Annotated in this window: 25 protein-coding genes; 19 read left to right on the forward strand and 6 right to left on the reverse strand. The window is 68.4% G+C overall.

Features of this window, described 5'->3' with window-relative positions:
- Positions 1 to 350 precede the first annotated feature (350 nt).
- The 3 genes from LO787_RS02725 to LO787_RS02735 all read left to right on the forward strand — a co-directional run bounded on the left by LO787_RS02725 (position 351) and on the right by LO787_RS02735 (position 2,487).
- Positions 351 to 548: a hypothetical protein gene (locus LO787_RS02725; protein WP_232494349.1), complete on the forward strand. Its 198-nt coding sequence runs from the start codon at positions 351 to 353 to the stop codon at positions 546 to 548.
- Positions 545 to 952: a thiol-disulfide oxidoreductase DCC family protein gene (locus tag LO787_RS02730; protein WP_232494350.1), complete on the forward strand. Its 408-nt coding sequence runs from the start codon at positions 545 to 547 to the stop codon at positions 950 to 952. The genes LO787_RS02725 and LO787_RS02730 overlap by 4 nt, the downstream gene beginning before the upstream one ends.
- 125 nt (positions 953 to 1,077) lie before the next feature.
- Positions 1,078 to 2,487 (forward strand): thiol-disulfide oxidoreductase, encoded by a 1,410-nt coding sequence (locus LO787_RS02735; RefSeq protein WP_232494351.1) that lies wholly within the window; start codon positions 1,078 to 1,080, stop codon positions 2,485 to 2,487.
- 101 nt (positions 2,488 to 2,588) lie between these two features.
- Here the strand turns inward: LO787_RS02735 and LO787_RS02740 are convergent, their stop codons facing one another.
- The 3 genes from LO787_RS02740 to lptB all read right to left on the reverse strand — a co-directional run bounded on the left by LO787_RS02740 (position 2,589) and on the right by lptB (position 5,870).
- Positions 2,589 to 3,275 (reverse strand): energy transducer TonB, encoded by a 687-nt coding sequence (locus tag LO787_RS02740; RefSeq protein WP_232494352.1) that lies wholly within the window; start codon positions 3,273 to 3,275, stop codon positions 2,589 to 2,591.
- A 271-nt stretch (positions 3,276 to 3,546) separates the two neighbouring features.
- Complete coding sequence (rpoN, locus tag LO787_RS02745) at positions 3,547 to 5,046, reverse strand: RNA polymerase factor sigma-54 (protein WP_232494353.1); 1,500 nt, start codon at positions 5,044 to 5,046, stop codon at positions 3,547 to 3,549.
- A 26-nt stretch (positions 5,047 to 5,072) separates the two neighbouring features.
- Positions 5,073 to 5,870: an LPS export ABC transporter ATP-binding protein gene (gene lptB / locus LO787_RS02750; protein ID WP_232494354.1), complete on the reverse strand. Its 798-nt coding sequence runs from the start codon at positions 5,868 to 5,870 to the stop codon at positions 5,073 to 5,075.
- A 199-nt stretch (positions 5,871 to 6,069) separates the two neighbouring features.
- On the opposite strand from lptB, the gene LO787_RS02755 reads away from it, so the two are divergent.
- The 5 genes from LO787_RS02755 (at position 6,070) to LO787_RS02775 (ending at position 9,911) form a co-directional block, all read left to right on the forward strand.
- Positions 6,070 to 6,513 carry a hypothetical protein gene (locus LO787_RS02755; protein ID WP_232494355.1) on the forward strand — a complete coding sequence of 148 codons (444 nt, stop codon included), beginning with the start codon at positions 6,070 to 6,072 and terminating at the stop codon, positions 6,511 to 6,513.
- A gap of 267 nt (positions 6,514 to 6,780) precedes the next feature.
- Complete coding sequence (locus tag LO787_RS02760) at positions 6,781 to 7,497, forward strand: murein L,D-transpeptidase catalytic domain-containing protein (RefSeq protein ID WP_232494356.1); 717 nt, start codon at positions 6,781 to 6,783, stop codon at positions 7,495 to 7,497.
- 226 nt (positions 7,498 to 7,723) lie between these two features.
- Positions 7,724 to 8,356, forward strand: a complete 633-nt coding sequence (locus LO787_RS02765) for a TetR/AcrR family transcriptional regulator (protein WP_232494357.1) — start codon at positions 7,724 to 7,726, stop codon at positions 8,354 to 8,356.
- Positions 8,356 to 9,360, forward strand: coding sequence for an XdhC family protein (locus LO787_RS02770; protein WP_232494358.1), 1,005 nt, complete (start codon positions 8,356 to 8,358; stop codon positions 9,358 to 9,360). Before LO787_RS02765 ends, LO787_RS02770 begins: the two co-directional genes overlap by 1 nt.
- Positions 9,357 to 9,911 (forward strand): nucleotidyltransferase family protein, encoded by a 555-nt coding sequence (locus tag LO787_RS02775; protein WP_232494359.1) that lies wholly within the window; start codon positions 9,357 to 9,359, stop codon positions 9,909 to 9,911. Before LO787_RS02770 ends, LO787_RS02775 begins: the two co-directional genes overlap by 4 nt.
- Before the next feature lie 104 nt (positions 9,912 to 10,015).
- Here LO787_RS02775 and LO787_RS02780 read toward each other — a convergent pair whose 3' ends face one another.
- Positions 10,016 to 10,744: a TetR/AcrR family transcriptional regulator gene (locus LO787_RS02780; protein WP_232494360.1), complete on the reverse strand. Its 729-nt coding sequence runs from the start codon at positions 10,742 to 10,744 to the stop codon at positions 10,016 to 10,018.
- Between the two features lie 218 nt (positions 10,745 to 10,962).
- Between LO787_RS02780 and LO787_RS02785 the strand changes: the two genes are divergently transcribed.
- The 3 genes from LO787_RS02785 (at position 10,963) to LO787_RS02795 (ending at position 13,993) form a co-directional block, all read left to right on the forward strand.
- Positions 10,963 to 11,859, forward strand: coding sequence for a TauD/TfdA dioxygenase family protein (locus LO787_RS02785; protein WP_232494361.1), 897 nt, complete (start codon positions 10,963 to 10,965; stop codon positions 11,857 to 11,859).
- A gap of 23 nt (positions 11,860 to 11,882) precedes the next feature.
- Positions 11,883 to 12,959, forward strand: a complete 1,077-nt coding sequence (locus tag LO787_RS02790; protein ID WP_232494362.1) for an LLM class flavin-dependent oxidoreductase — start codon at positions 11,883 to 11,885, stop codon at positions 12,957 to 12,959.
- Between the two features lie 143 nt (positions 12,960 to 13,102).
- On the forward strand, positions 13,103 to 13,993 hold the full coding sequence (locus LO787_RS02795; RefSeq protein ID WP_232494363.1) for an SDR family NAD(P)-dependent oxidoreductase: 891 nt from the start codon (positions 13,103 to 13,105) through the stop codon (positions 13,991 to 13,993).
- 291 nt (positions 13,994 to 14,284) lie between these two features.
- Here LO787_RS02795 and LO787_RS02800 read toward each other — a convergent pair whose 3' ends face one another.
- On the reverse strand, positions 14,285 to 14,794 hold the full coding sequence (locus LO787_RS02800; protein WP_232496234.1) for a YqgE/AlgH family protein: 510 nt from the start codon (positions 14,792 to 14,794) through the stop codon (positions 14,285 to 14,287).
- A 161-nt stretch (positions 14,795 to 14,955) separates the two neighbouring features.
- Here LO787_RS02800 and LO787_RS02805 point away from each other — a divergent pair, with 161 nt between their 5' ends.
- The 6 genes from LO787_RS02805 (at position 14,956) to LO787_RS02830 (ending at position 20,318) form a co-directional block, all read left to right on the forward strand.
- Positions 14,956 to 15,648 (forward strand): fumarylacetoacetate hydrolase family protein, encoded by a 693-nt coding sequence (locus tag LO787_RS02805; RefSeq protein WP_232494364.1) that lies wholly within the window; start codon positions 14,956 to 14,958, stop codon positions 15,646 to 15,648.
- A 238-nt stretch (positions 15,649 to 15,886) separates the two neighbouring features.
- Entirely contained in the window at positions 15,887 to 17,917 is a 2,031-nt protein-coding gene (locus LO787_RS02810; RefSeq protein ID WP_232494365.1) for a TonB-dependent receptor, read from the forward strand.
- A gap of 26 nt (positions 17,918 to 17,943) precedes the next feature.
- Positions 17,944 to 18,678, forward strand: coding sequence for a metallophosphoesterase family protein (locus LO787_RS02815; RefSeq protein WP_232494366.1), 735 nt, complete (start codon positions 17,944 to 17,946; stop codon positions 18,676 to 18,678).
- A gap of 3 nt (positions 18,679 to 18,681) precedes the next feature.
- Positions 18,682 to 19,227: a (2Fe-2S)-binding protein gene (locus tag LO787_RS02820; protein WP_232494367.1), complete on the forward strand. Its 546-nt coding sequence runs from the start codon at positions 18,682 to 18,684 to the stop codon at positions 19,225 to 19,227.
- Complete coding sequence (locus LO787_RS02825; protein ID WP_232494368.1) at positions 19,224 to 19,568, forward strand: arsenate reductase family protein; 345 nt, start codon at positions 19,224 to 19,226, stop codon at positions 19,566 to 19,568. Before LO787_RS02820 ends, LO787_RS02825 begins: the two co-directional genes overlap by 4 nt.
- Before the next feature lie 117 nt (positions 19,569 to 19,685).
- Positions 19,686 to 20,318 (forward strand): class I SAM-dependent methyltransferase, encoded by a 633-nt coding sequence (locus LO787_RS02830; RefSeq protein WP_232494369.1) that lies wholly within the window; start codon positions 19,686 to 19,688, stop codon positions 20,316 to 20,318.
- A 313-nt stretch (positions 20,319 to 20,631) separates the two neighbouring features.
- Here the strand turns inward: LO787_RS02830 and LO787_RS02835 are convergent, their stop codons facing one another.
- Positions 20,632 to 21,447 carry a DUF7847 domain-containing protein gene (locus LO787_RS02835; protein WP_232494370.1) on the reverse strand — a complete coding sequence of 272 codons (816 nt, stop codon included), beginning with the start codon at positions 21,445 to 21,447 and terminating at the stop codon, positions 20,632 to 20,634.
- A 79-nt stretch (positions 21,448 to 21,526) separates the two neighbouring features.
- On the opposite strand from LO787_RS02835, the gene lipB reads away from it, so the two are divergent.
- Both lipB and LO787_RS02845 read left to right on the forward strand, forming a co-directional pair.
- Positions 21,527 to 22,210: a lipoyl(octanoyl) transferase LipB gene (lipB, locus tag LO787_RS02840; protein WP_232494371.1), complete on the forward strand. Its 684-nt coding sequence runs from the start codon at positions 21,527 to 21,529 to the stop codon at positions 22,208 to 22,210.
- On the forward strand, positions 22,207 to 22,524 hold the full coding sequence (locus LO787_RS02845) for a hypothetical protein (protein WP_232494372.1): 318 nt from the start codon (positions 22,207 to 22,209) through the stop codon (positions 22,522 to 22,524). Before lipB ends, LO787_RS02845 begins: the two co-directional genes overlap by 4 nt.
- Positions 22,525 to 22,622: the final 98 nt, after the last annotated feature.

Here is a 22,622-nt window from a genome sequence, read left to right on the forward strand (position 1 = left end):
ACCCCGCCAGCATAAGGCACAAGCCGAAATCCCATCGAAACGATGGAGCCGATTTGGACGCGAATGATGGGGAGCAGGGAAGCGTTTCGTCCGAAGCCGAGCAGTCGAACACCCACCCGAGGGCCGGAAACGAGTAAGGGCGACCCGCATGGAGCCGCCCTTGACCGGGGTACACAATCCAGAAACACGCACTACGCCAAAAGGTTCCCGCGCAGCACCGCCACGCTATCCGAAGGGGTTAGCCACTCAGATACGATTGCCGCGCCGCGCCAAGTCTGAAAATCTCCCACTCGGTACTAGGACGTGAACCGGGAGCGTATCGCCCACGCCGCCGTGGAGGATTTCGAGCCGTGCAGGATCATACCGCCCCCGACAGCCTGCCGCCGTTCAAGCGCGCGGTCGTCTATGCCAGCATCGCCCTGACGCTCGTGGGCATCGTCGATGCGCTGCACAACATCCCGGTCGTGTCCGGCTGCGCCTTCTACGGCGACTGCCGGAAGGAGTCCTTCCGCGACCCGCCGGGCGAACTGGGCAAGGACGTGCCGTGAGCGCCGAGACGCCCGCCGAAGCGCTGGTCATCTACGACGGCGAGTGCATCTTCTGCCAGAACTACGTGCGGATGCTCAGGCTGCGCGACAGCGTCGGCCCCGTCGAACTGGTCGACGCGCGCAGCGACGACCCGCGGGTGCAGGCGGTCGCGGCGCAGGGTTTCGATCTCGATCACGGCATGATCTTCTCCTACCGCGAGCGCATCTACCACGGCTCGGACGCGGTCCACGCGCTGGCGCTGCTGGCGTCGCCGTCGAGCCTGTTCAACCGCATGAACGCCTTCCTGTTTTCCCGGCCGACCATCGCCCGGCTCAGCTATCCGTGGCTGAAAGCCGGGCGCAGGGCGACGCTGTGGCTGCGCGGGCGCAAGCTCATCGCGCAGTCCGGCACGGCGGGGGAATGAGCATGGAACGGCCAGCCCGATCACCTGCAGGCACCTAGCGACACCGGGGGAAACTTATGTCGTCGGCATCCAGCACTCCGCTTTTCCGCCCGATCGCATGGCGCAGGCCGTCGCAGGACGTCGCCATGCCCGCGTTCGACGGCCTGACCGCCGTGGCCCCGTGCTGGGGCGTCGCGGCGCTGTTCAGCATCGTCGGCGATCCGTGGGGCCTGATCGGACGCGAGGGCGCGCTCTACATGCTGCTGGCGTGGTCGGTGGTGGGGACGAGCGCGGTAACGATCCTGTTCCCGCGCAAGACCTGGGCGCTCGTCGCCCTCGCCGCCTGCACGGTGCTGCTCTACGCCATGCGCCTGCCGGTGGCGTCCAACAACAAGACGATCACCACGGTGTTCGATCTGTGCATCCTGCTGAGCGCGGCGGTGCTGGCGTCGAAGGGATCGCTGGACCGGCAGAGCCTGTACGAGTCCCTGCGCACCCCGGCCCGGCTGATTCTGGCGACGATGTATTTCTACGGGATCTTTCACAAGATAAACACGGACTTCCTCGACCCCACGGTCAGCTGCGCGGTCGGCCTGTACAAGCCGCTGGCGGAGCCGTTCGGGTTGGAGGACAATCTGTTCGGGCGCTATCTCGCGATCTGGTCGACCTTCGTGATTGAGGGGATCGCCATCGTCGCGCTGTTCTGGAAGCGGTGGTTCGCCATCGGCCTGACCAGCGCGCTGGTGTTCCACTACATCATCCCGATCTCGGCCTACAGCTGGTACATGGACTTCTCCAGCCTCGTCTTCGCACTCTACATGCTGACGATGCCGCGCGAGGCGAGCGCGAAGATCTACGAGATCACCTGCCGCCATCTGGTGGAGCCGCTGCGCAGCCTGTTCGGCCGCGTCGGCATCCTCGCCCCGGCGGCGGGCCTGCTGCTGGCGGCGACGCTGGTGGTGCTGCTGCTCGCGCTCGCCAATCCGGGACGGCCCGCGCTCATGCTGCTGCACTCGATCTTCATCCTGACCTGGGCGGTGGTCGGCGGCGTGGCGATGACCGCGATGATCTACGCGGCGATGGTGTACCTCCCCTATCGCGGCGGGTCCTCGGGCCGCAGCCCTTACGCGGCGTGGAACTGGATCGTCCCGACGCTCTTCTTTGTGAGCTGCCTGTCGCCCTATGTCGGGCTCAAGACCGAAAGCTCGATCAACATGTTCAGCAACCTGCATACCGAGGGGGGCACCACCAACCACCTGATGTTCAGCCGCCCGCCCTACCTGTTCGACTACCAGCAGGAGGTTGTGCAGGTGGTCGCCTCATCCAGTCCCTCGCTCAGCAAGACGGCGCGCGAGGGGCGGATGAACGTGCTGTTCTCGATCGAGGAGTACCTGCGCCGCCACCCCGACCAGTGGGTCAGCTATATCCACGACGGCCAGCTCATCGAGAATGCGACGGCGGCCACCCTCCCGGTCGAGGCGGCATGGTGGCTGGAGCGCAAGCTGCTCATCTTCAAGCAGGTCGACCCGGCCCGCCCGAAGGTCTGCACGCACTGAACGGGGGCTTCTCTGCCTGACATGTCGGCCGGAGCGGGCCAGGGTGGTTGGCGGAACAGGCCGCGCTCCGGCCGGGCGACCCGAAGGCCGCCAGGGGAATGTCAGTCGTTCGGGATCACCCAGCGGATGGTCCCGTTGTAGGTGCCGGCGGTCTTCTCTCCCATGCCGTCGCTCGCGGAATCGAAGCGTGCGCGGCGCGTCACGTTGCGGCAGGTGGCGTCATCGAGGCCCGCGTAGCCGCTCGACTGCGTGATGGTGCAGTCGGTCACCCGCCCGCTGGCATCGATGGCGAGCCGGAAGCGCACGGTGCCGGTGTGGCCCGCGCGGATATCGGCCGTCGGATAGTCCTGCGTCGTCACCCAGCCCGCCACGTTGCCGCGCGGCTTGGCGGACTTGGGTGCGAAACGGGCGGGCGGCTCGGTCGGCATGACCGGCCCCACGATCAGCTTGGTGCCGGTGTCGAGGCCATTGGTCATCGGCAGGTCGTCGATGGCGACGCCGGTCGTCGGAGCGATGGGAACGATGTCGATCTTCGGCTTGGGCGCGGTGATCCGGGTGTCCTGCACCACGGCCTTCTCCGGCTGTGCCTTGGGAGGGTCCACCGGATCGGGGGTGACGGGCTTGGTCGGGAAGAACTGGCTGGCGAGGTTCTTCGGCGGATCCTTCTCGAAGAACTTCACGGCGAGGCCGTTGACCAGCGCGAATGCGATGCCGACCTGAATGATGGCGACGACACCGCCAGTCAGGGCCTTGTGTTTACTTCCGGAATTCCCGTCGGCGTAAGACATGGGCTTCTCCTCAGCAGCGGCCCGTGCCTGACGCTCACCGCAGGTACGGCACCGGTCAGCTGGAAGATATCACAACCAATTCACTTGGGAACGAGTTTTTACTAAGGATACCAAGCATTTATTTCAGCGTGACTATTATCGCCATGCTTACTTCGTGGTGCAGTGCAATATCACCAAGCCCCAATCGTCGTCATTGCGAGCGTAGCGAAGCAATCCAGCGGCGAGGGCCGACCGTGGATTGCTTCGCTGCGCTCGCAATGACGAAGGGTTCTTACCGCGCCCCGGCCAGCGCCTTCTGCCGGCGCCGCTGGACCGATGAACCCAGCCCGATCGCCTCGCGATACTTGGCGACCGTGCGGCGGGCGAGTTCGAAGCCCTTGGCTTTCAGCAGTTCCACCAGCGCATCGTCGGACAGGATCGCCTTGGGATCCTCGGCGTCGATCAGCTGGCGGATCGCGGCCTTCACCGCCTCCGCCGAAGCGCCGCCCTCCCCGTCCGCCGAGGCGACGCCGGAGCTGAAGAAGTACTTCAGTTCATATGTCCCGCGCGGGCAGTTGAGGAACTTGTTCGAGGTGACGCGGCTAACGGTCGATTCGTGCATGCCGATCGCCTCCGCCACCGAGCGCAGCGTCAGCGGGCGCAGGTGCGCGACGCCGCGCCGGAAGAAGCCGTCCTGCTGCTTCACCAGTTCGGCCGCGACCTTGAGGATGGTCTTCTGCCGCTGGTCGAGCGCCTTGATGAGCCAGTTGGCGTCCGCCAGCTTGTCCGACAGCCACGCGCGCGACGCCTTGTCGTCACACTCGCCCTTCAGCTCCACGTAGTAGCTGCGATTGACGATCAGGCGCGGCAGCGTCGCCTGGTTGAGCGCGATGTCCCAGCCGCCATCGGTGCGCGGGCCGATGAGGATGTCGGGCGTCACCGCGCCGCTCGGCTCGCCGCCGAAGCGCAGGCCGGGCTTCGGGTCGTAGCCGCGCAGTTCCGCCAGCATGTCGGCGAAGTCCTCGTCGTCCACCCCGCAGATGCGCTTGAGCCGGGGCAGTTCGCCGCGTGCGAGGAGGTCGAGGTTGTCGATCATCTTGGCCATGATCGGATCGTGGCGGTCCGCCTCCCGCGCCTGCAGCGCGATGCATTCCGACAGGCTGCGCGCGCCGATGCCGGTAGGATCGAGCGACTGGACGAGCGCCAGCCCCGCCTCCATCTCGGCAAGCTCGACGCCGAGATCAGCGGCGAGTTCGGACAGGTTGACCGGCAAGTAGCCCGCCTCGTCCAGCTGGCCGATGATGTAGCGCGCCAGCCCCGCGGTGAAGGGATCGCGTGCCGCCGCGCCGACCTGCGCCTCCAGATGCTCGGCCAGCGTGCCCGAGAGCGCGGCGCGGTCGTCGATGCCGGGGCCGTCCTCGCCGCCGGTCCGCAAGTCCGCACCCCAGGCCGCCTCGTCGCGCACGGAGCCGTCGCCGGTGTCGCGGTCACGGTCTATCGCGGAAGCATCGATATCGAGCGGGCGGTCGTCCTCGGCCCGGCCCTCGCCGATCAGGCGGTCGACACCCGAGGTTTCGAGCGCGGTCACGCGCGCCTCGGCGGGCGCTTCCACCGTCTCGGCGGCAGGCGCCTGCGCCCCCACATCGAGCAGCGGATTGGCGTCGAGCGCCTCGCCGATGAACGTCTCGATCTCGAGGTTGGACAACGCCAGCAGCTTGATCGCCTGCTGCAGCTGCGGCGTCATCACCAGCGACTGGCTTTGTCTCAGATCGAGGCGCGGCCCCAGCGCCATGGATCAGATCCCCCGGAAGCGCGGCCTCACAAGGTGAAGCCTTCGCCCAGGTAGAGCCGCCGCACGTTCTCGTCCGCGACCAGCGCCTCGGGGCTGCCCGCGAAGAGCACTTGCCCGCCGTAGATGATGCAGGCGCGGTCGACGATATCCAGCGTCTCGCGCACGTTGTGATCGGTGATGAGCACGCCGATGCCGCGCGTCTTGAGATCCTTCACCAGATCGCGGATGTCGGAGATCGACAGCGGATCGATGCCCGCGAACGGCTCGTCCAGCAGCATGATCGAGGGCTTGGCCGCCAGCGCGCGCGCGATCTCGCAGCGGCGACGCTCGCCGCCCGAAAGCGCCATCGCCGGGCTGGAGCGCAGCCGCGTCAGGCCGAATTCGTCGAGCAGGCGGTCCAGTTCCGCCTGACGCACGTCGCGGTCGGGCTCGTTCAGTTCGAGCACCGCGCCGATGTTCTGCTCCACCGTCATGCCGCGGAAGATCGAGGTTTCCTGCGGCAGATAACCGAGGCCGAGGATCGCGCGGCGGTACATCGGCAGGCGGGTGACGTCGACGCCGTCCATCAGGATGCGGCCCGAATCCGGCCGCACCAGTCCCATGATCGAATAGAAGCAGGTCGTCTTGCCCGCGCCGTTCGGCCCGAGCAGGCCCAGAACCTCGCCCTTCGCCACCGACAGCGAGATGTCGGTCAGCACCGCGCGCTTGTCGTAGCTCTTGGCGATCGAGATGACCTCAAGCCCGCCGTTCTCCGCCAGAAGCGCGGCGTCGATGGCTGCCGGGGTTCCCGTGGCGTCGCCGCCCTGCGTGTGTTCTGCCGTCATCGCGCGGGGCTTACCGCAGGCGGGCATTGCGCCGCAAGACGGCATTTCCGCTTAGGCATTGCAATTGGCAGGTTTCGTGCATGAGTCGTCATGCGGCGCTGCGGCAAGGCCTTCGCGGTTGCGGAATATGGAACTGAACTTGTCATGAACGGCTTTCAGTGATGTATTGCCAGTCAAGAGGACGAGGAGAATCGCCCTTATGGACAGGATGACGGACCATGCAGCGCATCAACCGGTGCGCGGTTCCACTTCCCACCCCGAGGTGTCGCACTCGGGCATGTACGATCACGGCCTGCCTGCTGCTGCCCCGGTGACGGACTGGCGGCGCAAGATGAGCGACCACATCGCCTATGCGCTGCTGGTCTACACCGCGCTGCAGATCTTCGTGACCATCGGCGCGCTCAAGGCGCACGGCGGATCGCTGCTGCCCTACTTCGCGCTGGTGATCCTGGTGGTGGCGATCATCCCCGCCTGCCGCCGCTTCGAATCGCGCTGGAACCGCCTGACCGACGAGCAGGCACACGACCCCGCGCTCGCGCCCTACTACCGGCGCGACAGGATGGCGCTGTGGTTGCTGGCGATCGGCCTGCCCTTCGCGCTGACCGCGCTTTTCAAGGGGCTGGCGCTGGTGTTCGCGGGGTAGAACCGCCACGCTTCCGCTCGCCTTCAATATCCCGTCGCCCCTGCGCAGGCAGGGGCCCATCAGGTCCATCGCCACAGCACCTTGCTCGGTGTGAGGCGGCGAGGTTGGGATAGGCCCCTGCATGCGCAGGGGCGAAGGGTATGAGTAAAGTTGCCTGCCCCCAACCCGCCGCGCGCAGAACGGATTTTGCGCCGGAACGCTCCGCCGCAGCGTCGGCAATGCGATGATACGGTGGAACATCGGGATCGATTGTGGTAAACAGGCCACATGGATCGCAACCACAGCAGGCGTAAAATTCTGAAGGGCGGCATCGCGGCAGGCATCGGTCTGGCGCTGCCGTCGCGGGCTTTCGCATCGGAAGGCGTAGCACCCGACTCGATCATGCCGGGCGAGAACACGGCACCGCTTGCAGGCACTTTCCCGACCGGCCTTTCCGCCGTTCCCGCCTCGCCCACCGGCCTGTCGCTCTACGAACGCCGTGTGCTCGATGTCGCGTCGAAGCAGGCGTCGCGCACGCGCAATCACCTGTGGCGCGCCGACGTGGTGGGCATCGTCGATTTCGCCCAGCCCTCGTCGAAGCCGCGCCTCCACTTCGCCAATCTCGAGAACGGGACGATGCGCTCGTTCCTCGTCGCGCACGGTCGCGGCTCGGACCCGGCGCACAGCGGCTGGCTGCAGAGCTTCTCCAACGTCCCCGGTTCGGAGGCTACCTCGCGCGGGGCCTACCTCACCGCCGAGTGGTACAAGGGCAAGTACGGCACCTCGATCCGCCTCGTCGGACTGGACGAGGACAACTCGATGGCGCTCCCCCGCGCGATCGTCATGCACCCGGCGTGGTACGTCGATACCATGATGGTCGAGAAGTGGGGCAAGCTCGGCCGCAGCGAAGGCTGCTTCGCCATGAGCAACGCCGACTTCAACGAGGCGCTGTGGCACCTCTCGGGCGGCCGCCTGCTCTTCGCCGACCGCATCGGCGAGGGCTGAGGCTTTCCACCGCACCCTCCAACCTCGTCATTGCGAGCGTAGCGAAGCAATCCAGCCGCGCGGGGCGACCATGGATTGCTTCGCTACGCTCGCAATGACGAACGGAGATGGCAGGAAAGCCATTGCCGTCACGGTCAAATGTGTCGTGGCGCTCATCGCCGCGTTGCGGCATTCGCATAACGTCGCCGGTTAGACACGGCCCCGTCGCAATGATACGGGTCGTATCATGGACACCAGCCTGACCGGCCTCAAGCGCGAGGCCCCTACCGACGCCCGACAGGTGCGCTCGCGCAATGCGCTGACTTCGGCCCTGCTGGCGCTGCTGGAGGAGAAACCCTTCGACCAGCTCACCATCCGCGAGATCACCGCGCGCGCCGGCACCGGCTACGCCACGTTCTTCCGCCACTATCCCACCAAGGAAGCGCTGCTGGCGGACGTCGCCGCGCATGAGATCGAGGATCTTCTCGGCCGCACGATCCCGATCCTCTACGCCAGCAACAGCTACGAATCGACGCTGGAACTGTGCCGCCACGTCCACGAGCACGCGCTGCTCTGGGCGGCGCTGCTGACCGGCGGCGCGGCGGGCATCGTGCGGGAGGAGTTCATCCGCCAGGCGCTCGGCCTCGCGGTCGGCACGCAATCGCGCCATCCCTGGCTGCCGTCCGACCTCGGCACCATCCACGGCACCGGCGCGACCATCGACATCCTCGCCTGGTGGCTGGCGCAGGGCGGCGACAAGACGTCAGCCATTAGGCCGGGCTCCGCGCATAGCCCCGCCGAAGTCGCCACGATCCTCCACCGCCTCGTCATCGCCCCGCTGGTCGGCGACACCATGGAGCGCCAAGCGGCGACCGCGTGATGTCCACGCTCGTGCTCACCGGCGAGATCGAGGGCGCGGACTGGCCCGAGTTCGGCTGGGTCGACGACGTGCGCCCCGCGCTCGCCGAAGCCATGGCGGCTGGCCGCCCCGCCGCGCTGGCGACGCTCTACAAGGTCGCGGGCAGCGCCCCGCGCGGTCCCGGCGCGCAGATGCTGTTCACGGCGGGCAGCGACGGCGCAGTTTCGGCGAACGGCTATTTCTCGGGCGACTGCATCGAGGGCGACGTCGCCAACCATGCCGGGCAGGTGCTGGCGGACGGCCGACCCCGGCGGCTCCACTACGGCATGGGCAGTCCGTGGATCGACCTGCGCCTGCGCTGCGGCGGCGCGCTGCATGTGCTGCTGGAGCGGGTCGAGCCCGGTTCCACCACCGTCCGGGCCTTGTTGGACCATGCCGCCGAACGCCGCTCCTGCGCGTGGGTGAGCGACGGCGAGGTGCAGGAGGTGGTCGAGGGGCGCGGCCCGCTGCTGGACCTGGCCGAAGAGCCCTTCCGCATCGCCCGCCGCTACGACCCGCCGCGCCGCCTGATCGTCTCGGGCGGCGATCCCGGCGCGCTCGCCGCCGCGAAGCTGGGCGCGATGGCGCAGTTCGAGACGATCCTGCTGCGCCCCGGCGGCCCCCACGCGCCGCCTCCTTTCCCGGTCAGCCAGTACTTGCGTGAGGAGCCCGCCGAGGCGCTCGCCCGGCTCAAGGTGGACCGCTGGACGGCGTACCTCGGCGCCACGCACGAAGATCACCACGACCTTGGCGGCTGTCTTGCGGCGCTGCGCGGCGGCGCGGGCTACGTCGGCATGATCGGCGCGAAGTCCCGCGCGGGACAGCGCCTCGGCGCACTGGAGGCGGCAGGCGCGACGGCGGAGGAACTGGCGCGGCTGCAGTTGTCGCCCGGCGTGCCCGGCCTCGGCAAGTCGCCCTGGGAAGTCGCCACCGGCATCCTCGCCGAGATCATGCAGGCGCTGAACCCCGCGCGGGAGCGGGCTTGAGCTACGTTGCCGTCGTGCTGGCGGCGGGCCGCGCGACGCGCTTCGGCAGCGACAAGCTCTCCGCCGTCTTGGATGGCCAGCCGCTGCTCCACCATGCCATCCGCGCCGCCCGCGCCGCGCCGGTCGAGCGGGTGATCGTGGTGGCGAGGCCCCACCTCGATGTGGGAGACTGGCCCGGCGCGCCGGAGGTCGAGACGCTGCGCCTCGCCAGCGATGCCCTGTCCGAGACCCTCAAGACCGGCATCGCCGCCGCCGGGGGCGCGGACGGCGTCTTCGTCTTCCTCGGCGACATGCCGCGCATTCCGCATAGCGTCGCCGCACAACTGGCCGAGGCCGTCGGCCCCGCCTATGCCGCGATGCCGCGCCAAGGGGGCAAACCCGGCCACCCGGCCCTGCTCTCCGCCGCCGCCTTCGCCGACATCGCGACGCTCACCGGCGACGAAGGCGCGGGGCGACTGCTGCGGCAACGCGGCGATGTCGTGCTGGTCGATTGCGACGATCCCGCGATCCACTTCGACGTGGATCGGCCCGAGGATCTGTGCCGCGCCTGAGGATTTCTATTCCGCTTCGTCATTGCGAGCGTAGCGAAGCAATCCATGCGGTGCGCGATGCCGCTGGATTGCTTCGCTACGCTCGCAATGACGAAAGGTGCTGGTCAATCCCCCACCAGCCGCCCGGCCTGCTCCACTTTCTGCCGCGCCAGCGCCATCCCGTCCTCGGCCTCGCGCAGCAGGCGGCGCAGGTCGCCCTGCCCCGTCTGCGCGGCGCGGTCGAGGACGCCGTGGAGGAACAGCCGCACCGAATAGCGCACGTGCCGTTCCACCGACCCCGGATCGAGCCGCATCCCCCAGGCCGCATTGCTGGCCGGACCGCCGACGACGAGACTGAGGAACGCCTGCGCCGCGTCCTGCGCATCCTCGAGCCCCAGATGCCGCCGGAACAGATCCGCCAGATAAGCCAGCGTCGGCTCGGTGCCGAGGCGCACGTTCTCCATCGCGATCTCGGGCATCGTCACCGATTCCGCATTGGTCAGCCGCAGCAGCCGCAGCCCCGCCGGGCCGAGAACGTTCTCCACCAGCAGCGCGCCGATGCGGGTCAGGCTGGCCTCGAAATCCTCTGTCTCCTGCGCGCGAAGGGTGTCGATGGGGACCAGCCAGTCCTCGATCGCGCGGGACAGCGCAGCCTTGAACAGCGTTTCCTTGTCGCCATAGCGGGCATAGACGGTGCGCTTGGCCATGCCAGCGGTCGCGCAGATCGCGTCGATGCTGGTGCCCGCGAACCCTTTTTCCAGAAACAGGTCGAGCGCCTTGTCGAGCAGTTCCTCGTTGCTCAGCGACGGACGGCCGGGGCGACGACGGCCGGTATCGGCGGCATTCTCAGGCAATTCGCTGTCCGACACGCGCACTTTCGTCCCATTGCATCCCCGAGGCGCATCCTAGCGCGGGCGCAAAGCCACTGCAACGACGATATGAAACGATACACGAAACATATGTGCGAATTTAGAACGTGACCGGGTGCCGAATCGATGTTATGAAACGATCAAGGTAACATACGGTGACGGACGCAAAGCCCGCGCCGACCTCCTGGAGAGAGGACAAGACGATGGCGCTCACGTCGATCGCACTGACACCCCGGATCGGGTCCGAAGTCCGTCTGGACAAGGCCGCGCTGCTTGCGGGCGACCATGCCGCAGACATCCGCGAACTGCTGGTCTCGCGCGGGGCGCTGGTGTTCCGCGGCCTGCATCTGAACGACGAGGAACTGCGCACCGTCGCCCGCTCGCTCGGCGACTTGCGCATCGGTTCGGCGAAGCGCGGGGCGGACGGCAAGGTGCTGACCGAGGGCGACCGGGGCGTACTCAAGGTCAGCCTCGATCCGAAGGTGAACCCGGACTACGCGAAGTTCCTGTTCGGCAACCTGCTGTGGCACATGGACGGTACATACGAGCCCGTCCCGCCCTTCGCGACGCTGTTCACCCCTGCGCGCCTGTCGCGCGAAGGTGGCGACACCATGTTCGCCAGCACTTACGCCGCGTTTGAGGACTTGCCGCAGGCCGAGCAGGATGACCTTGCCACCCTGCGCGTCGTCCACACGATGCAGGCCGCGCTGTTCCCGGCCAAGCGCGACTGCACGGCGGAGGAATTCGCGGTCTGGTCCAGCTATCCGCAGCGCTCGCACCCGCTGGTCTGGCAGCACAAGTCCGGGCGGCGTTCGCTGGTGCTCAGCACCTCGGGCGCGTGGGTGGAAGAGATGCACCCGGCGGAGAGCCACGACCTGCTCCAGCGCCTGATGCTTCACGCGACGCAGGACAGGTACACCTATCGCCACAAGTGGACGCCGGGCGACCTCGCCATCTGGGACAACACCGGCACCATGCACCGCGCCATGCCCTTCGAGGCGGGCAGCACGCGCGAATTCCACCGCTGCACCCTCAACGGAGAGGAACCGATCACCGCGCCAGATCTGGCATCTGCGCGCGCGGCGGCAACGGTGGCCTGACAGCACAACAAGGAGAGAGACGGATGCAGGTCGGCGTACATCTGGGCTACCAGAACCTTCACGGGCTTCCCGACTACGAGTTCTTCCGCAAGGAAACCCAGCTTGCGGTCGAGGCGGAGGCGATGGGCTTCGACTTCGCGGCGATGGTGGAGCACCACTTCACCGACTACGCCGCCTGCCCCGACCCGCTGCAGGCGCTGAGTTGGGTGGCGGCGAAGACCAAGACCATCAAGCTGATGCCCGCCGCCGTCATCCTGCCGTGGAACGATCCGCTACGGGTGGTGGAGAAGGTCGCGATGCTCGATGCGCTGTGCGAGGGGCGGCTCTACCTTGGCATGGGGCGGGGGGCGGCGCGGCGCGAGTTCGCGAAGTTCGGGCGCGATCTGGCCGACAGCCGCGAGATGTTCGACGAGGCGGCGCTCATCATCATGGAGGGGCTCGAAACCGGCGTCGTCGAGGCGGACGGCAAGTGGTACAAGCAGCCCCGCGCCGAGATCCGCCCGCGCCCTCAGGGCTGGACGCGCGACCGCTGCGTCATGGTGTCGATGTCGCCCGGATCGTGCGAGGTCGCGGCGGACTATGGCCTCAAGGCCCTGCGCTTCAGCCAGGGCGACTGGGCGCAGGCCATGCCCGAGATCGACAGGTACCGCACCACCTTCCGCGAAAAGCACGGCAAGGCCGCGCCACCGTTCATCATCTCGGACTTCATGGTCTGCTTCGCCGACCGCGCGAAGGTGACGGACTATACCGACAAGTACTTCGCCGCGCAGTTCCTGCAGGTGGCCAACCACTACGAGTTCATGAGCCCGCACTTCCGGGAACTGCCCAGCTACGCGACTTACGCCTACATGGGCGACATGGCGGCGGCGCGCGGCGGGCCGGACAAGGCGTACAAGGATTATGTCGGCGGCAACCTCATCGGCACGCCCGAGGAACTTTACGACAAGCACCTCGAACGCAGGGCCATGGTCGGCGATTACGAGATCATCGCCAATTTCAGCTTCGGCGGCATGCCCTACGAGGACGTGTACGAGCAGATGAAACTCTTTGCCGACAAGGTCATGCCGCTGCTGAAGGCGGAAGAGCCGGTGCCGGCGTAGACTGGGCCTGACCGCCTTCGTCGTCATTGCGAGGAGGCGAAGCCGACGAAGCAATCCAGAGCGGGGCAATCCAGGGCATCGCATACCGTTGGATTGCCGCGCGACCTGCGGTCGCTCGCAATGACGAGGGAGAGGAGAGAGACATGACCGAGATCACCGGCCGCACCGCCGTCGTCACCGGAGGGGGCAGCGGCATCGGCATGGGGCTGGCTAGGGAACTGGCGCGGCAGGGCGCGCGCGTCGCCGTCGCCGACATCATGGCCGACAAGGCCCGGGCCGTCGCCGCCGCGATCCGCGAGGCGGGCGGCGAGGCCATCGCGCTGGAATGCGATGTGTGCGACCGAACCTCGATCCGGGCGATGAAGGCGGCGATCGACGGTGCCTTCGGGCCGGTGCAGTTGGTCTTCGCCAACGCCGGGGCGACCTCGTTCGATCCGCTGGTGGAGATGAGCGACGACGACGTCGACTGGATCCTTCAGGTCAACCTCCACGGCGTCATGAACACCGCCCGCGCCTTCCTGCCGGACCTCATCGCGGGGGGCGAGGGGCACATCTGCGCCACCGCGTCGATGGCGGGGCTACTGCCGGGCTGGATCCCGGTCCACGCGCCCTATTCGGCGGCGAAGGCGGGGATCATCGGGCTGATGATGAACCTCGGCCTCGAACTCGCCGAGCATGGCATCCACACCACCAGCTACTGCCCCGGCGGCGTCGCCACCGGCATGAAGGACAACAACGCCCGCTACCGCCCGGCCCGTTTCGGCGGCCCCGGCGAGGGCGAGGTCCACGTCACCGAAGCCTCCAGCGTCGCCCACAACCACGACTTCTACACGCCCCAAGCGATAGCGCCGATGGTGCTCGATGCGGTGCGCCACAACCGCAGCTTCGTGTTCGACCACCCCGACCAGCGCGCGCACTTTCGCCGCACGTACTCGGCGGTGGTGGAAGCCTGCTACGACGCGGCGGACGAGTGGCACGCGCGGCACGGCACGCCCGAGGCGAACCCGCATGGGGCAAGGCTGGTGGGGGTGTGAGGATCGGCCCGTCGTCCCGGGCTTGACCCGGGACCGCTGGCCGTGAACATCCCACCTGCCAGCGATGCGCCTCGCACGCGGGGCCTTCGACAAGCTCAGCCTGAGCGGGAACACCCCCATTCGTCATTGCGAGCGCAGCGAAGCAATCCACGGTCGGCCCGCAACGTTGGATTGCTTCGCTGCGCTCGCAATGACGAAGCTCCAAAACCGCTCAGGCTGAGCTTGTCGAAGCCCCGTCGGCAGGGCGCTCCTAAAGACGGCCAGCGGTCCCGGATCAAGTCCGGGACGACGTCACGCCCTACCCGTCTCGTTCGAAAGCAGCGCCGGGTCGATCCCCTCGGCCCGCCAAGTCGCCGACCATCGCCCCTCGGGCGGGGACTGGAACACCACTTGGCGGTGCCCTTCCGCCGCGTACCACCCGTGGTGGCGCATCTCCCCCTCAAGCTGCCCCGCGCCCCAGCCCGCATAGCCCAGCGCCATGATCCAGTGCGCCGGGCCGCGCCCTTCGGCGATGGCGCGCAGCACGTCCATCGAGGCGGACAGCGCGCAGAGCGTGCCCACGGTGATCGAATCGCTGCCCGCCCACTCGGTCGAATGGAGGATGAAGCCGCGCCCGGGCTCCACCGGGCCGCCGTGCATGATCTCGCGGTTGGGGGAGACGCCGGGGTCGATGTCCAGTTCCTCCAGCACGTCGTGGAAGCGCACGCCTTCGCGGACATGGCCGATGCCGACGCCCAGCGCGCCGTTCTCGTCGTGGACGCACATCACGTTGACCGAGCGTTCGAAGCGCGGGTCGAACATGCCCGGCATGGCCAGCAGGAGGCGCCCCGTAAGATACTGTTCCTGAGTCACGCAGGCATTCTAGCCCCCCTCGCCCCGACCACAAGCAGAACCCGAGAGAGCGCTTTCCCGATGCGACGGAGCGGCTTATGTCCGGTCCCCGCAAAGGAGACCCCCGCCTCATGACCCTGCTGTTCGACCTGCCCGAAACCCCGTCCGTCCCCGTCGTCGGCAGCGAGGCCGCCTATCCGGTGCGCCGGATCTTCTGCGTCGGGCGCAACTATGCCGCGCATGCGCTGGAACTGGGCAACGCGGTCGATCGCGAGGCGCCGATCTGGTTCAACAAGGCCCCCGCCGCGCTGTGCCTTGCGGGCGGCGCGATCCCCTATCCGCCGGGCACCACGAACTGCCATTACGAGATGGAACTGGTCGTCGCCATCGGCGCCCCCGCCTTCCGCATCGCCCCGGAAGCGGCGATGGAGGTGGTCTACGGCTATGCCTGCGGCCTCGACATGACCCGGCGCGACCTCCAGAACGCGTCCAAGGCCAAGGGCTATCCGTGGGACACCGGCAAGGACTTCGAGAACGGCGCGGTGATCGCCCCGATCACCCCCGCCGCCGGGTTCACGCTCGCCGGGCAGGCGATCACCCTGACGCAGAATGGCGCGGTCAGGCAGGACGGCGTGCTGTCCGACATGATCTGGTCGATCCCCGAACTGATCGCCGACCTCTCGCGCCTCTACCACCTCGCGCCGGGCGACCTGATCTACACCGGCACCCCGGCGGGGGTCGGCCCGGTGGCGGCGGGCGACGTGCTGGAAGGCGCGGTCGAAGGGCTTGAACCGCTGCGGCTGGAAATAGGCGAGGCCGAGTAATTCCTCCCCGAGCTTGTCTCGGGGAGGTGGCAGTCGCGCAGCGACTGACGGAGGGGGAATTGCCCAGCCTCTCCCCCTCCACCACCGCCTGCGGCGGCGGTCCCCCTCCCCGAGCAAGCTCGGGGAGGAATTTGTGATCCCGTCATCCCTTGGGCCAATAGGCATTTCCGCGCCTTGTCACGGCCTGCGCTTTGCCGGACACAGCGAGGTGGAAGAGATGCCTCAAAGCCGGATAATCATGAAAACGAACCGTCGCACCCCCGCCCTCCTAGCGCTGCCGCTTCTCGTCCTCACGGTCCCCGCCCATGCCGAGGAAGCGGACGACGAAGCCCCGCGCGATCCCATCATCGTCACCGGCAAGGGCCTGTCGGACGGCCCGGCGACACCCGCCTATGACGTGCAGACCATCGCCCGCGACAAGCTGGTGTCCAGCGCCTCGGGCCGGATCGAGGACGTGCTTTCGTCGGTCGCAGGCATCCAGCAGTTCCGCCGCTCCGACAGCCGCGCCTCCAACCCTTCCAATCAGGGCGTGACGCTGCGCGCGTTGGGCGGCAACGCCTCCAGCCGCGCGCAGGTGCTGCTCGACGGGGTGCCGGTGGCGAACCCGTTCTTCGGCTACATCCCGTTCAGCGCGCTCACCCCCGACCGGCTCGGATCGGTGCGGGTGACGCGCGGCGGCGGCATGGGCGCGTTCGGCGCGGGCGCGGTTTCGGGGACGATCGAGCTGGAAAGCGCCGGTCCCGACGAACTCGGCCCGCTCGGCGCGCAGGCGCTGGTCAACGACCGGGGCGAGACGCAGGGCTCGCTCACCCTCGCGCCGCGGCTGGGCCAGGGCTTCGTCGTCGCGGGCGTGCAGTGGGATCGCGGACAGGGCTTCTACACGACGCCCAAGGACCAGCGCGTCGCCGCCACCGCGCGGGCGCAGTACGAAAGCTGGTCCGGCTCGCTGCGCGCGGTCGCGCCGCTGACCGACACGATCGAGGTGCAGGCGTCCGGCCTCGTCTACGACGATGCGCGCACGCTGCGCTTCAAGGGCGCGGACTCCACCTCGTCCGGCCAGCAGGGGTCGCTGCGCTTCGTCGGCAGGGGCGACTGGCAGTTCGACGTGCTGGGCTATGTGCAGGCGCAGGATTTCTCCAACGTGGTCATCAGCGCCACCAGCTTCAGGAAGACGCTGGATCAGGCCAAGACCCCGACGCTGGCGGTCGGCGGCAAGGCGGAACTGCGCCCGCCGGTCGGCCCGGACCACGTCCTGCGCATCGGCGCGGACATCCGCTGGTCCGAGGGCAATCTGGTGGAAGCGCCCTACAGCGCCGTCACCGGCCTCGCCACCGCGTTCCGCAAGGCGGGCGGCAGGCAGTCCGACCTCGGCCTCTATATCGAGGATGACTGGACCATCGGCCAGTTCGTGCTGACAGCGGGCGGCCGGGCAGAGCGCTGGACGATCACCGACGGCTACTATCACGAGGTGAACGCGGCCGGTGTAACCACCACGAACACCGCCTATGCCGACCGTGACGGCTGGAACGGCAATGCGCGCGGCGGGATCGTGTGGAACGCCGCCCCCGCCGTCTCGCTGCGCGCCGCCGCCTATACCGGGCTGCGCCTGCCGACGCTGAACGAGCTGTACCGCCCCTTCGTGGTCTTCCCGATCACCACCCGCGCCAACGCCGCGCTCAAGCCAGAGCGGCTGCGCGGGTTCGAGGCGGGCGTGGACTTCCACCCGAGCGACGCGCTGAACCTGTCGCTGACCGCCTTCGACAACCGCCTTAAGGACGCCATCGCCAACGTCACCCTGTCCTCCACCATCCGCGAGCGGCAGAACGTCGACGCCATCCACGCGCGCGGGGTGGAGGCGAGCGCGGACCTGAACCTCGGCCGCGTCGACCTGTCGGGCTCGCTGTCCTGGACCGATGCCGAAGTGAAGGCCGACACCGCGCAGGCCGCGCTCGACGGCAAGCGGCCCGCGCAAGTGCCCAGGCTCTCGGCCAGCGGCACGGTGGCGTGGGCACCGCGCGACGGCTGGCGCCTTGCCGCGACGCTGCGCCACACCGGCGCGCAATACGAGGACGACCTGCAGGTCGATTCCCTGCGCGCGGCGACCACGGTGGATCTCTACGCGCAAGTGCCGATCACCCGCTTCGCCGCGCTGGTGCTGCGCGGAGAGAACCTGACCGACGAGGCGATCGTGACGCGCAACGCGGGCGGCTCGATCGACCTTGGCCAGCCGCGTACCTTGTGGGCGGGGCTCAGGCTGGGCTTGCGCTGAGAACCGGACTGGGGCACCGCGAGGGCATGGCCATCGCGGTGATCTCCGACATCCACGGCAACCTCGGCGCGCTCGACGCAGTGCTGGCAGATGCGCGCGAGCGCGGGGTGGAGCGGGTGGTGAACCTTGGAGACATCCTCAGCGGCCCGCTCGATTCCACGGGCACGGCGGAGCGGCTGATGGCACTCGACCTCGAAACGATCCGGGGCAACCACGAACGCCAGTTGCTGGAGCAGCCGCGCGCGGCGATGAACCTCTCCGACGCCGCGACCGATGCCGTGCTGGAGCCGCGCCACCGCGACTGGCTCTCCGCGATGCCGGTGGACATGTGGCTGGAGAGCGATCTCTACGCCTGCCACGGCAGCCCGCGCGACGATCTGGAATTCCTGCTGGAGACCGTCGAGCCCGGCGGCTGCCGCGCCGCCACCCCGGCGGAAGTGGCCGAGCGGGTGGCCGGGATCGACGCCGCGCTGATCCTCTGCGGCCATTCCCACAAGCAGCGTGCGGTGCGGCTGGAGGACGGACGGCTGGTGGTGAACCCCGGCTCGGTCGGCCTGCCCGCCTTCGCCGACGACCATCCCCATCCCTACGCCATCGAATCGGGCACGCCCCACGCACGCTATGCGCTGGTCGAACGCGGCCCGGACGGATGGATCCCGCACCTTCTCACCGTCGCCTACGACTGGGACGCCGCCTCCGCGCTCGCCGCCGCGAACGGTCGCGACGACTGGGCGCGCGCGCTGGCGACCGGATACGCCTGAGCCATGACCCGCTTCACCGTCAACGACCGCCCCGTCCAGTTCGAGATGGACCCGCGCACCCCGCTGCTCTGGGCCTTGCGCGATGCGGCCAACCTTACGGGCACCAAGTACGGCTGCGGCGTGGGCGACTGCGGTGCCTGCACCGTCCTAGTCGACGGCGCGGCGCTGCGATCCTGCCTCATCACGCTGGCCGAGTGCGAGGGCCGCTTCGTCACCACGGTCGAGGGCCTGTCGCGCGACCGCTCGCACCCGGTCCAGCAGGCGATGGTGGCGGAACAGGCGATCCAGTGCGGCTTCTGCACGCCCGGGATCGTCATGAGCGCCGCCGCGCTGCTCTCGGCCAATCCCAACCCCTCCGAGGCGGATATCAAGGCGGCGATCCCGAACCTGTGCCGCTGCGGCGTCCAGCCCCGCCTCGTGCGCGCCATCCAGCGCGCCGCCGCGGTCGCCCGGCGGGAGGAAAAGATCGACGCCGCGCCGGTTCCCGGCGGTTCCGGACGCATACCCGCGCTTGCCCCGGCAGGCGCCACGAAAGGACAGACCCCATGAAGGCCACCATCTGGCACAACCCCAAGTGCGGCACCTCGCGCAAAACCCTCGCCATTCTGGAGGAGACGCCGGGCGTCGAGGTCGAGGTGATCGAATACCTCAAGACCCCGCCGAGCGCCGAGAAGCTGGCGCAGCTCTACCGCGATGCCGGGATCACCCCGCAGCAGGGCCTGCGCATTCGCGGCACCGATGCGGAGGAACGCGGGCTGCCGCAGGCCGACGACGCCACCGTGCTTGCCGCCATGGCCGCCGACCCGATCCTGATCGAGCGCCCGCTGGTGGAGACCGGCAAGGGCGTGCGGCTTTGTCGCCCGCAGGAAACGGTTCACCAGATTCTCTGACCCGGTTTCCCCGCCCGGCGCGTTCCGGCAACGCGCCATCGCCTTGCATTGGCGGGGACAATCTGCCACCGCATTGCAAATCCGTGACATGATAATACTGCGAGAGCCTCCCTCAGCATGACCAGCACCGAGCTTGCCCGCCAGCCCCTTACCCAGCGGATCAGGCGCAAGATCAAGCAGGGGATGGGCCCCTGGGGCGTGTTCCTCGAAGGGTTCATCCGCAACCCGGTGATGGTCGGCTCGATCGTCCCGTCCTCGCGATTCACCATCAACCGCATGCTGTCGAAGGTCGACTGGGCGAACACCAAGCTGTTCGTCGAGTACGGCCCCGGCGTCGGCACGTTCTGCCAGCCGGTGCTCGACCGCCTGCCGCGCGACGGCATGCTGATCGTGATCGACACCAATCCGATGTTCATCGACTATCTGCGCCGCACGATCACCGACAGCCGCTTCGTCGCGGTCAACGGCTCGGCGGCGGACGTCGAAGAGATCGTGCGCGCGCACGGCCATGAAAAGGCGGACTACGTGCTGTCCGGCCTGCCGTTCTCCACGCTGCCCAAGGGCGTGGCCCCGGCCATCGCCTCGGCCACCTACCGCGTGATCCGCAAAGGCGGCGCGTTCCTCGTCTACCAGTTCCGCCCCAAGGCGCGCAGCTACATGGCCCCGCACTTCAAGCGCATCGACGACGCCATCGAGCCGATCAACGTCCCCCCCTGCTTCATGTGGTGGGGCTGGAAGGACGAGGACTGAGCGGGCGTCGTCCCGGGCTCGACCCGGGACCGCGGGCGATCTTTAGGCGCGCCCTTTGGCGGTGCGCCCTGCCGCCGGGGGCTTCGACAAGCTCAGCTTGGGCGGAGTTTAGAGGTCTTCGTCATTGCGAGCGCAGCGAAGCAATCCAGGGCCGCGTAAACCGCCCTGGATTGCTTCGCTGCGCTCGCAATGACGATGGAAGGGGGTGAGGGCTTTCTCTCAACCCCGCTCAGGCTGGGCTTGTCGAAGCCTCCGCGTGCAGGGCGCGCCTAAAGACGGCCCACGGTCCCGGGTCGAGCCCGGGACGACGGGTTCACTCGAACATATCCGCCATCGCTTCCGCCGACGGCCCCGCCAGCTGGCGGTGAACCTGCGCGATCACCGCCACGAAGTAGAGCGCCATGATCGAGGCCAGCAGCGATTCGACCGCCGCCGAAACGAACCGCGCCACCTCCACCGGGGCCAGCAGCGCCACCGGCATGGTCAGCACGTTGGCGAAGATCAGCAGCACCAGCATCGCCACCACCAGCAGCGCGTAGAAGCCCAGCAGCCTTGCGGTATTACCCTTGGTGAGCTGCCACGAGCGCACCAGCGCAGTCACCGGGTTGAACACGTTCTCCACCGCGATCACCGGCGCGGCGATCGACAGGCGCACGCCGATGACGATGGCGAACAGCAGCACCACGGCCAGCCCGATGACCCCGCCGACGACGCCGCCCACCGCGCCCAGCAGGCCCGCGAAGAGAAGCGCGATGACCGCCAGCGCCATGCCGGTCAGGATCTGCGCGAGGAGATAGGGCACCACGCCCTTCACCCCGGCGCGGATCGCCTCGGCCACGGTGGGGCGGCGCTCGCTGTCCAGCAGCGTCAGCAGCGAGAGCGAGCCGAGCGCCTGAAACAGCGCCATCGGGATCATGACCGGCGCAATCGACAGGTAATAGGCCTGGAGCGCCGCCATCATCTGCCGCTCGTTCATGCCCGCGCCGGTTTCCGGCGGTGGGAAGAAGATCGCGAAGACCAGTTGCGGCAGGAGGAAGAAGACCCCCGCCAGCGCGATCACGACCTCGCGATTGGCGGAAACGGCCTGTGACGCCTGGCTCCAGGCCCGGCTGCTGTCGAACTTCATCATGCGCTCCTGATACCGCCCGAACCGGCGGTCGTCTCAATACCTCTTGATAACCGCATGGAATGACGCCACGCAACGCGCCATGACTTCGCTTCCCGGTGATATCGAACTGCGCATCTCCACCGAGCCCGTGCCTTACCGCGAGGCGCTGGAGGAAATGACCGCCCGCAACGCCGCAATCGCCGCCGGAGAGGCGCGCGAACTCGTCTGGCTGCTGGAGCATCCCCCGGTCTACACCGCCGGCACCAGCGCGGCGGTGGCCGAACTGCTCGACCCCCGCTTCGAAGTGGTCGAGGCCGGGCGCGGCGGGCGCTACACCTACCACGGTCCCGGCCAGCGCATCGGCTATGTCCTGCTCGACCTCAGGAAGCGCGCACGTGACGCGCGCGGCTTCGTCCACGGCCTCGAAGGCTGGGTGATCGAGACGCTGCGCGACTTCGGCGTGGAAGGGTTCCGCTCGGACGGACGCATCGGCATCTGGACGCAGGACGTCGACGGGCGCGAGGCCAAGATCGGCGCCATCGGCGTGCGCATCCGCAAATGGGTGACGATGCACGGCTTCTCGGTGAACGTCGCGCCCGACCTGTCGCACTTCACCGGCATCGTGCCCTGCGGAATCGACGAATTCGGCGTCACCAGCCTGTCGCGGCTGGGCAAGGCGGTGGACCTCGCCGCCTTCGACGCCGCGCTGATCGCCCGCGCCCCGGCGTTCCTCGCCTCGCTGGAAAGCCCCTGCCCGCCTGTTACCAGTGGAGAGACCGCATGATGAAGGCCCCTCTCCTCACCGCAGTGGCGCTCTGCGCGCTCGCGCTCGGCGGCTGCAAGAAGACCGACGACCAGCCCAAGGCGGCGGCGGGCGGCGAACTGCTGCCACGCTCGGTCGGCGACGACATGCTGCCTTACGACACCGTGCAGTCGCAGGCATCGCTCTCGGCCCCCGACGCGGGGCTGGGTCCGGTGCGCCCGGGCGGCCCGGCGGTCTCCCCGTCGTCCGCGCCGGAAGACGACGTAGCCGCCGATCCGGTGGAGGAAGTCCCCGTGATCGAAGCCGCGCCGCCCTCGCCGCCGGCGACGCCCTGAGCCGGGCATCGGTCGCGGGCTCCACGCTCCGTGGCTTCGTCACTCCCCACTTCGTCATTGCGAGCGTAGTGAAGCAATCCAGCGCGACGCGATGCCGC

This window comes from Novosphingobium kaempferiae, assembly GCF_021227995.1.
Lineage (GTDB): Bacteria > Pseudomonadota > Alphaproteobacteria > Sphingomonadales > Sphingomonadaceae > Novosphingobium > Novosphingobium kaempferiae.

Excerpts from the sequence above, each read along its gene's own strand:
- LO787_RS02735 (WP_232494351.1), top strand. The coding sequence starts at position 1,078 with ATGCCCGCGTTCGACGGCCTGACCGCCGTGGCCCCGTGCTGGGGCGTC.
- LO787_RS02740 (WP_232494352.1), bottom strand. The coding sequence starts at position 3,275 with ATGTCTTACGCCGACGGGAATTCCGGAAGTAAACACAAGGCCCTGACT.
- rpoN (WP_232494353.1), bottom strand. The coding sequence starts at position 5,046 with ATGGCGCTGGGGCCGCGCCTCGATCTGAGACAAAGCCAGTCGCTGGTG.
- lptB (WP_232494354.1), bottom strand. The coding sequence starts at position 5,870 with ATGACGGCAGAACACACGCAGGGCGGCGACGCCACGGGAACCCCGGCA.
- LO787_RS02755 (WP_232494355.1), top strand. The coding sequence starts at position 6,070 with ATGGACAGGATGACGGACCATGCAGCGCATCAACCGGTGCGCGGTTCC.
- LO787_RS02760 (WP_232494356.1), top strand. The coding sequence starts at position 6,781 with ATGGATCGCAACCACAGCAGGCGTAAAATTCTGAAGGGCGGCATCGCG.
- LO787_RS02765 (WP_232494357.1), top strand. The coding sequence starts at position 7,724 with ATGGACACCAGCCTGACCGGCCTCAAGCGCGAGGCCCCTACCGACGCC.
- LO787_RS02770 (WP_232494358.1), top strand. The coding sequence starts at position 8,356 with ATGTCCACGCTCGTGCTCACCGGCGAGATCGAGGGCGCGGACTGGCCC.
- LO787_RS02785 (WP_232494361.1), top strand. The coding sequence starts at position 10,963 with ATGGCGCTCACGTCGATCGCACTGACACCCCGGATCGGGTCCGAAGTC.
- LO787_RS02790 (WP_232494362.1), top strand. The coding sequence starts at position 11,883 with ATGCAGGTCGGCGTACATCTGGGCTACCAGAACCTTCACGGGCTTCCC.
- LO787_RS02795 (WP_232494363.1), top strand. The coding sequence starts at position 13,103 with ATGACCGAGATCACCGGCCGCACCGCCGTCGTCACCGGAGGGGGCAGC.
- LO787_RS02800 (WP_232496234.1), bottom strand. The coding sequence starts at position 14,794 with ATGTTCGACCCGCGCTTCGAACGCTCGGTCAACGTGATGTGCGTCCAC.
- LO787_RS02805 (WP_232494364.1), top strand. The coding sequence starts at position 14,956 with ATGACCCTGCTGTTCGACCTGCCCGAAACCCCGTCCGTCCCCGTCGTC.
- LO787_RS02810 (WP_232494365.1), top strand. The coding sequence starts at position 15,887 with ATGAAAACGAACCGTCGCACCCCCGCCCTCCTAGCGCTGCCGCTTCTC.
- LO787_RS02815 (WP_232494366.1), top strand. The coding sequence starts at position 17,944 with ATGGCCATCGCGGTGATCTCCGACATCCACGGCAACCTCGGCGCGCTC.
- LO787_RS02820 (WP_232494367.1), top strand. The coding sequence starts at position 18,682 with ATGACCCGCTTCACCGTCAACGACCGCCCCGTCCAGTTCGAGATGGAC.
- LO787_RS02825 (WP_232494368.1), top strand. The coding sequence starts at position 19,224 with ATGAAGGCCACCATCTGGCACAACCCCAAGTGCGGCACCTCGCGCAAA.
- LO787_RS02830 (WP_232494369.1), top strand. The coding sequence starts at position 19,686 with ATGACCAGCACCGAGCTTGCCCGCCAGCCCCTTACCCAGCGGATCAGG.
- LO787_RS02835 (WP_232494370.1), bottom strand. The coding sequence starts at position 21,447 with ATGATGAAGTTCGACAGCAGCCGGGCCTGGAGCCAGGCGTCACAGGCC.
- lipB (WP_232494371.1), top strand. The coding sequence starts at position 21,527 with ATGACTTCGCTTCCCGGTGATATCGAACTGCGCATCTCCACCGAGCCC.
- LO787_RS02845 (WP_232494372.1), top strand. The coding sequence starts at position 22,207 with ATGATGAAGGCCCCTCTCCTCACCGCAGTGGCGCTCTGCGCGCTCGCG.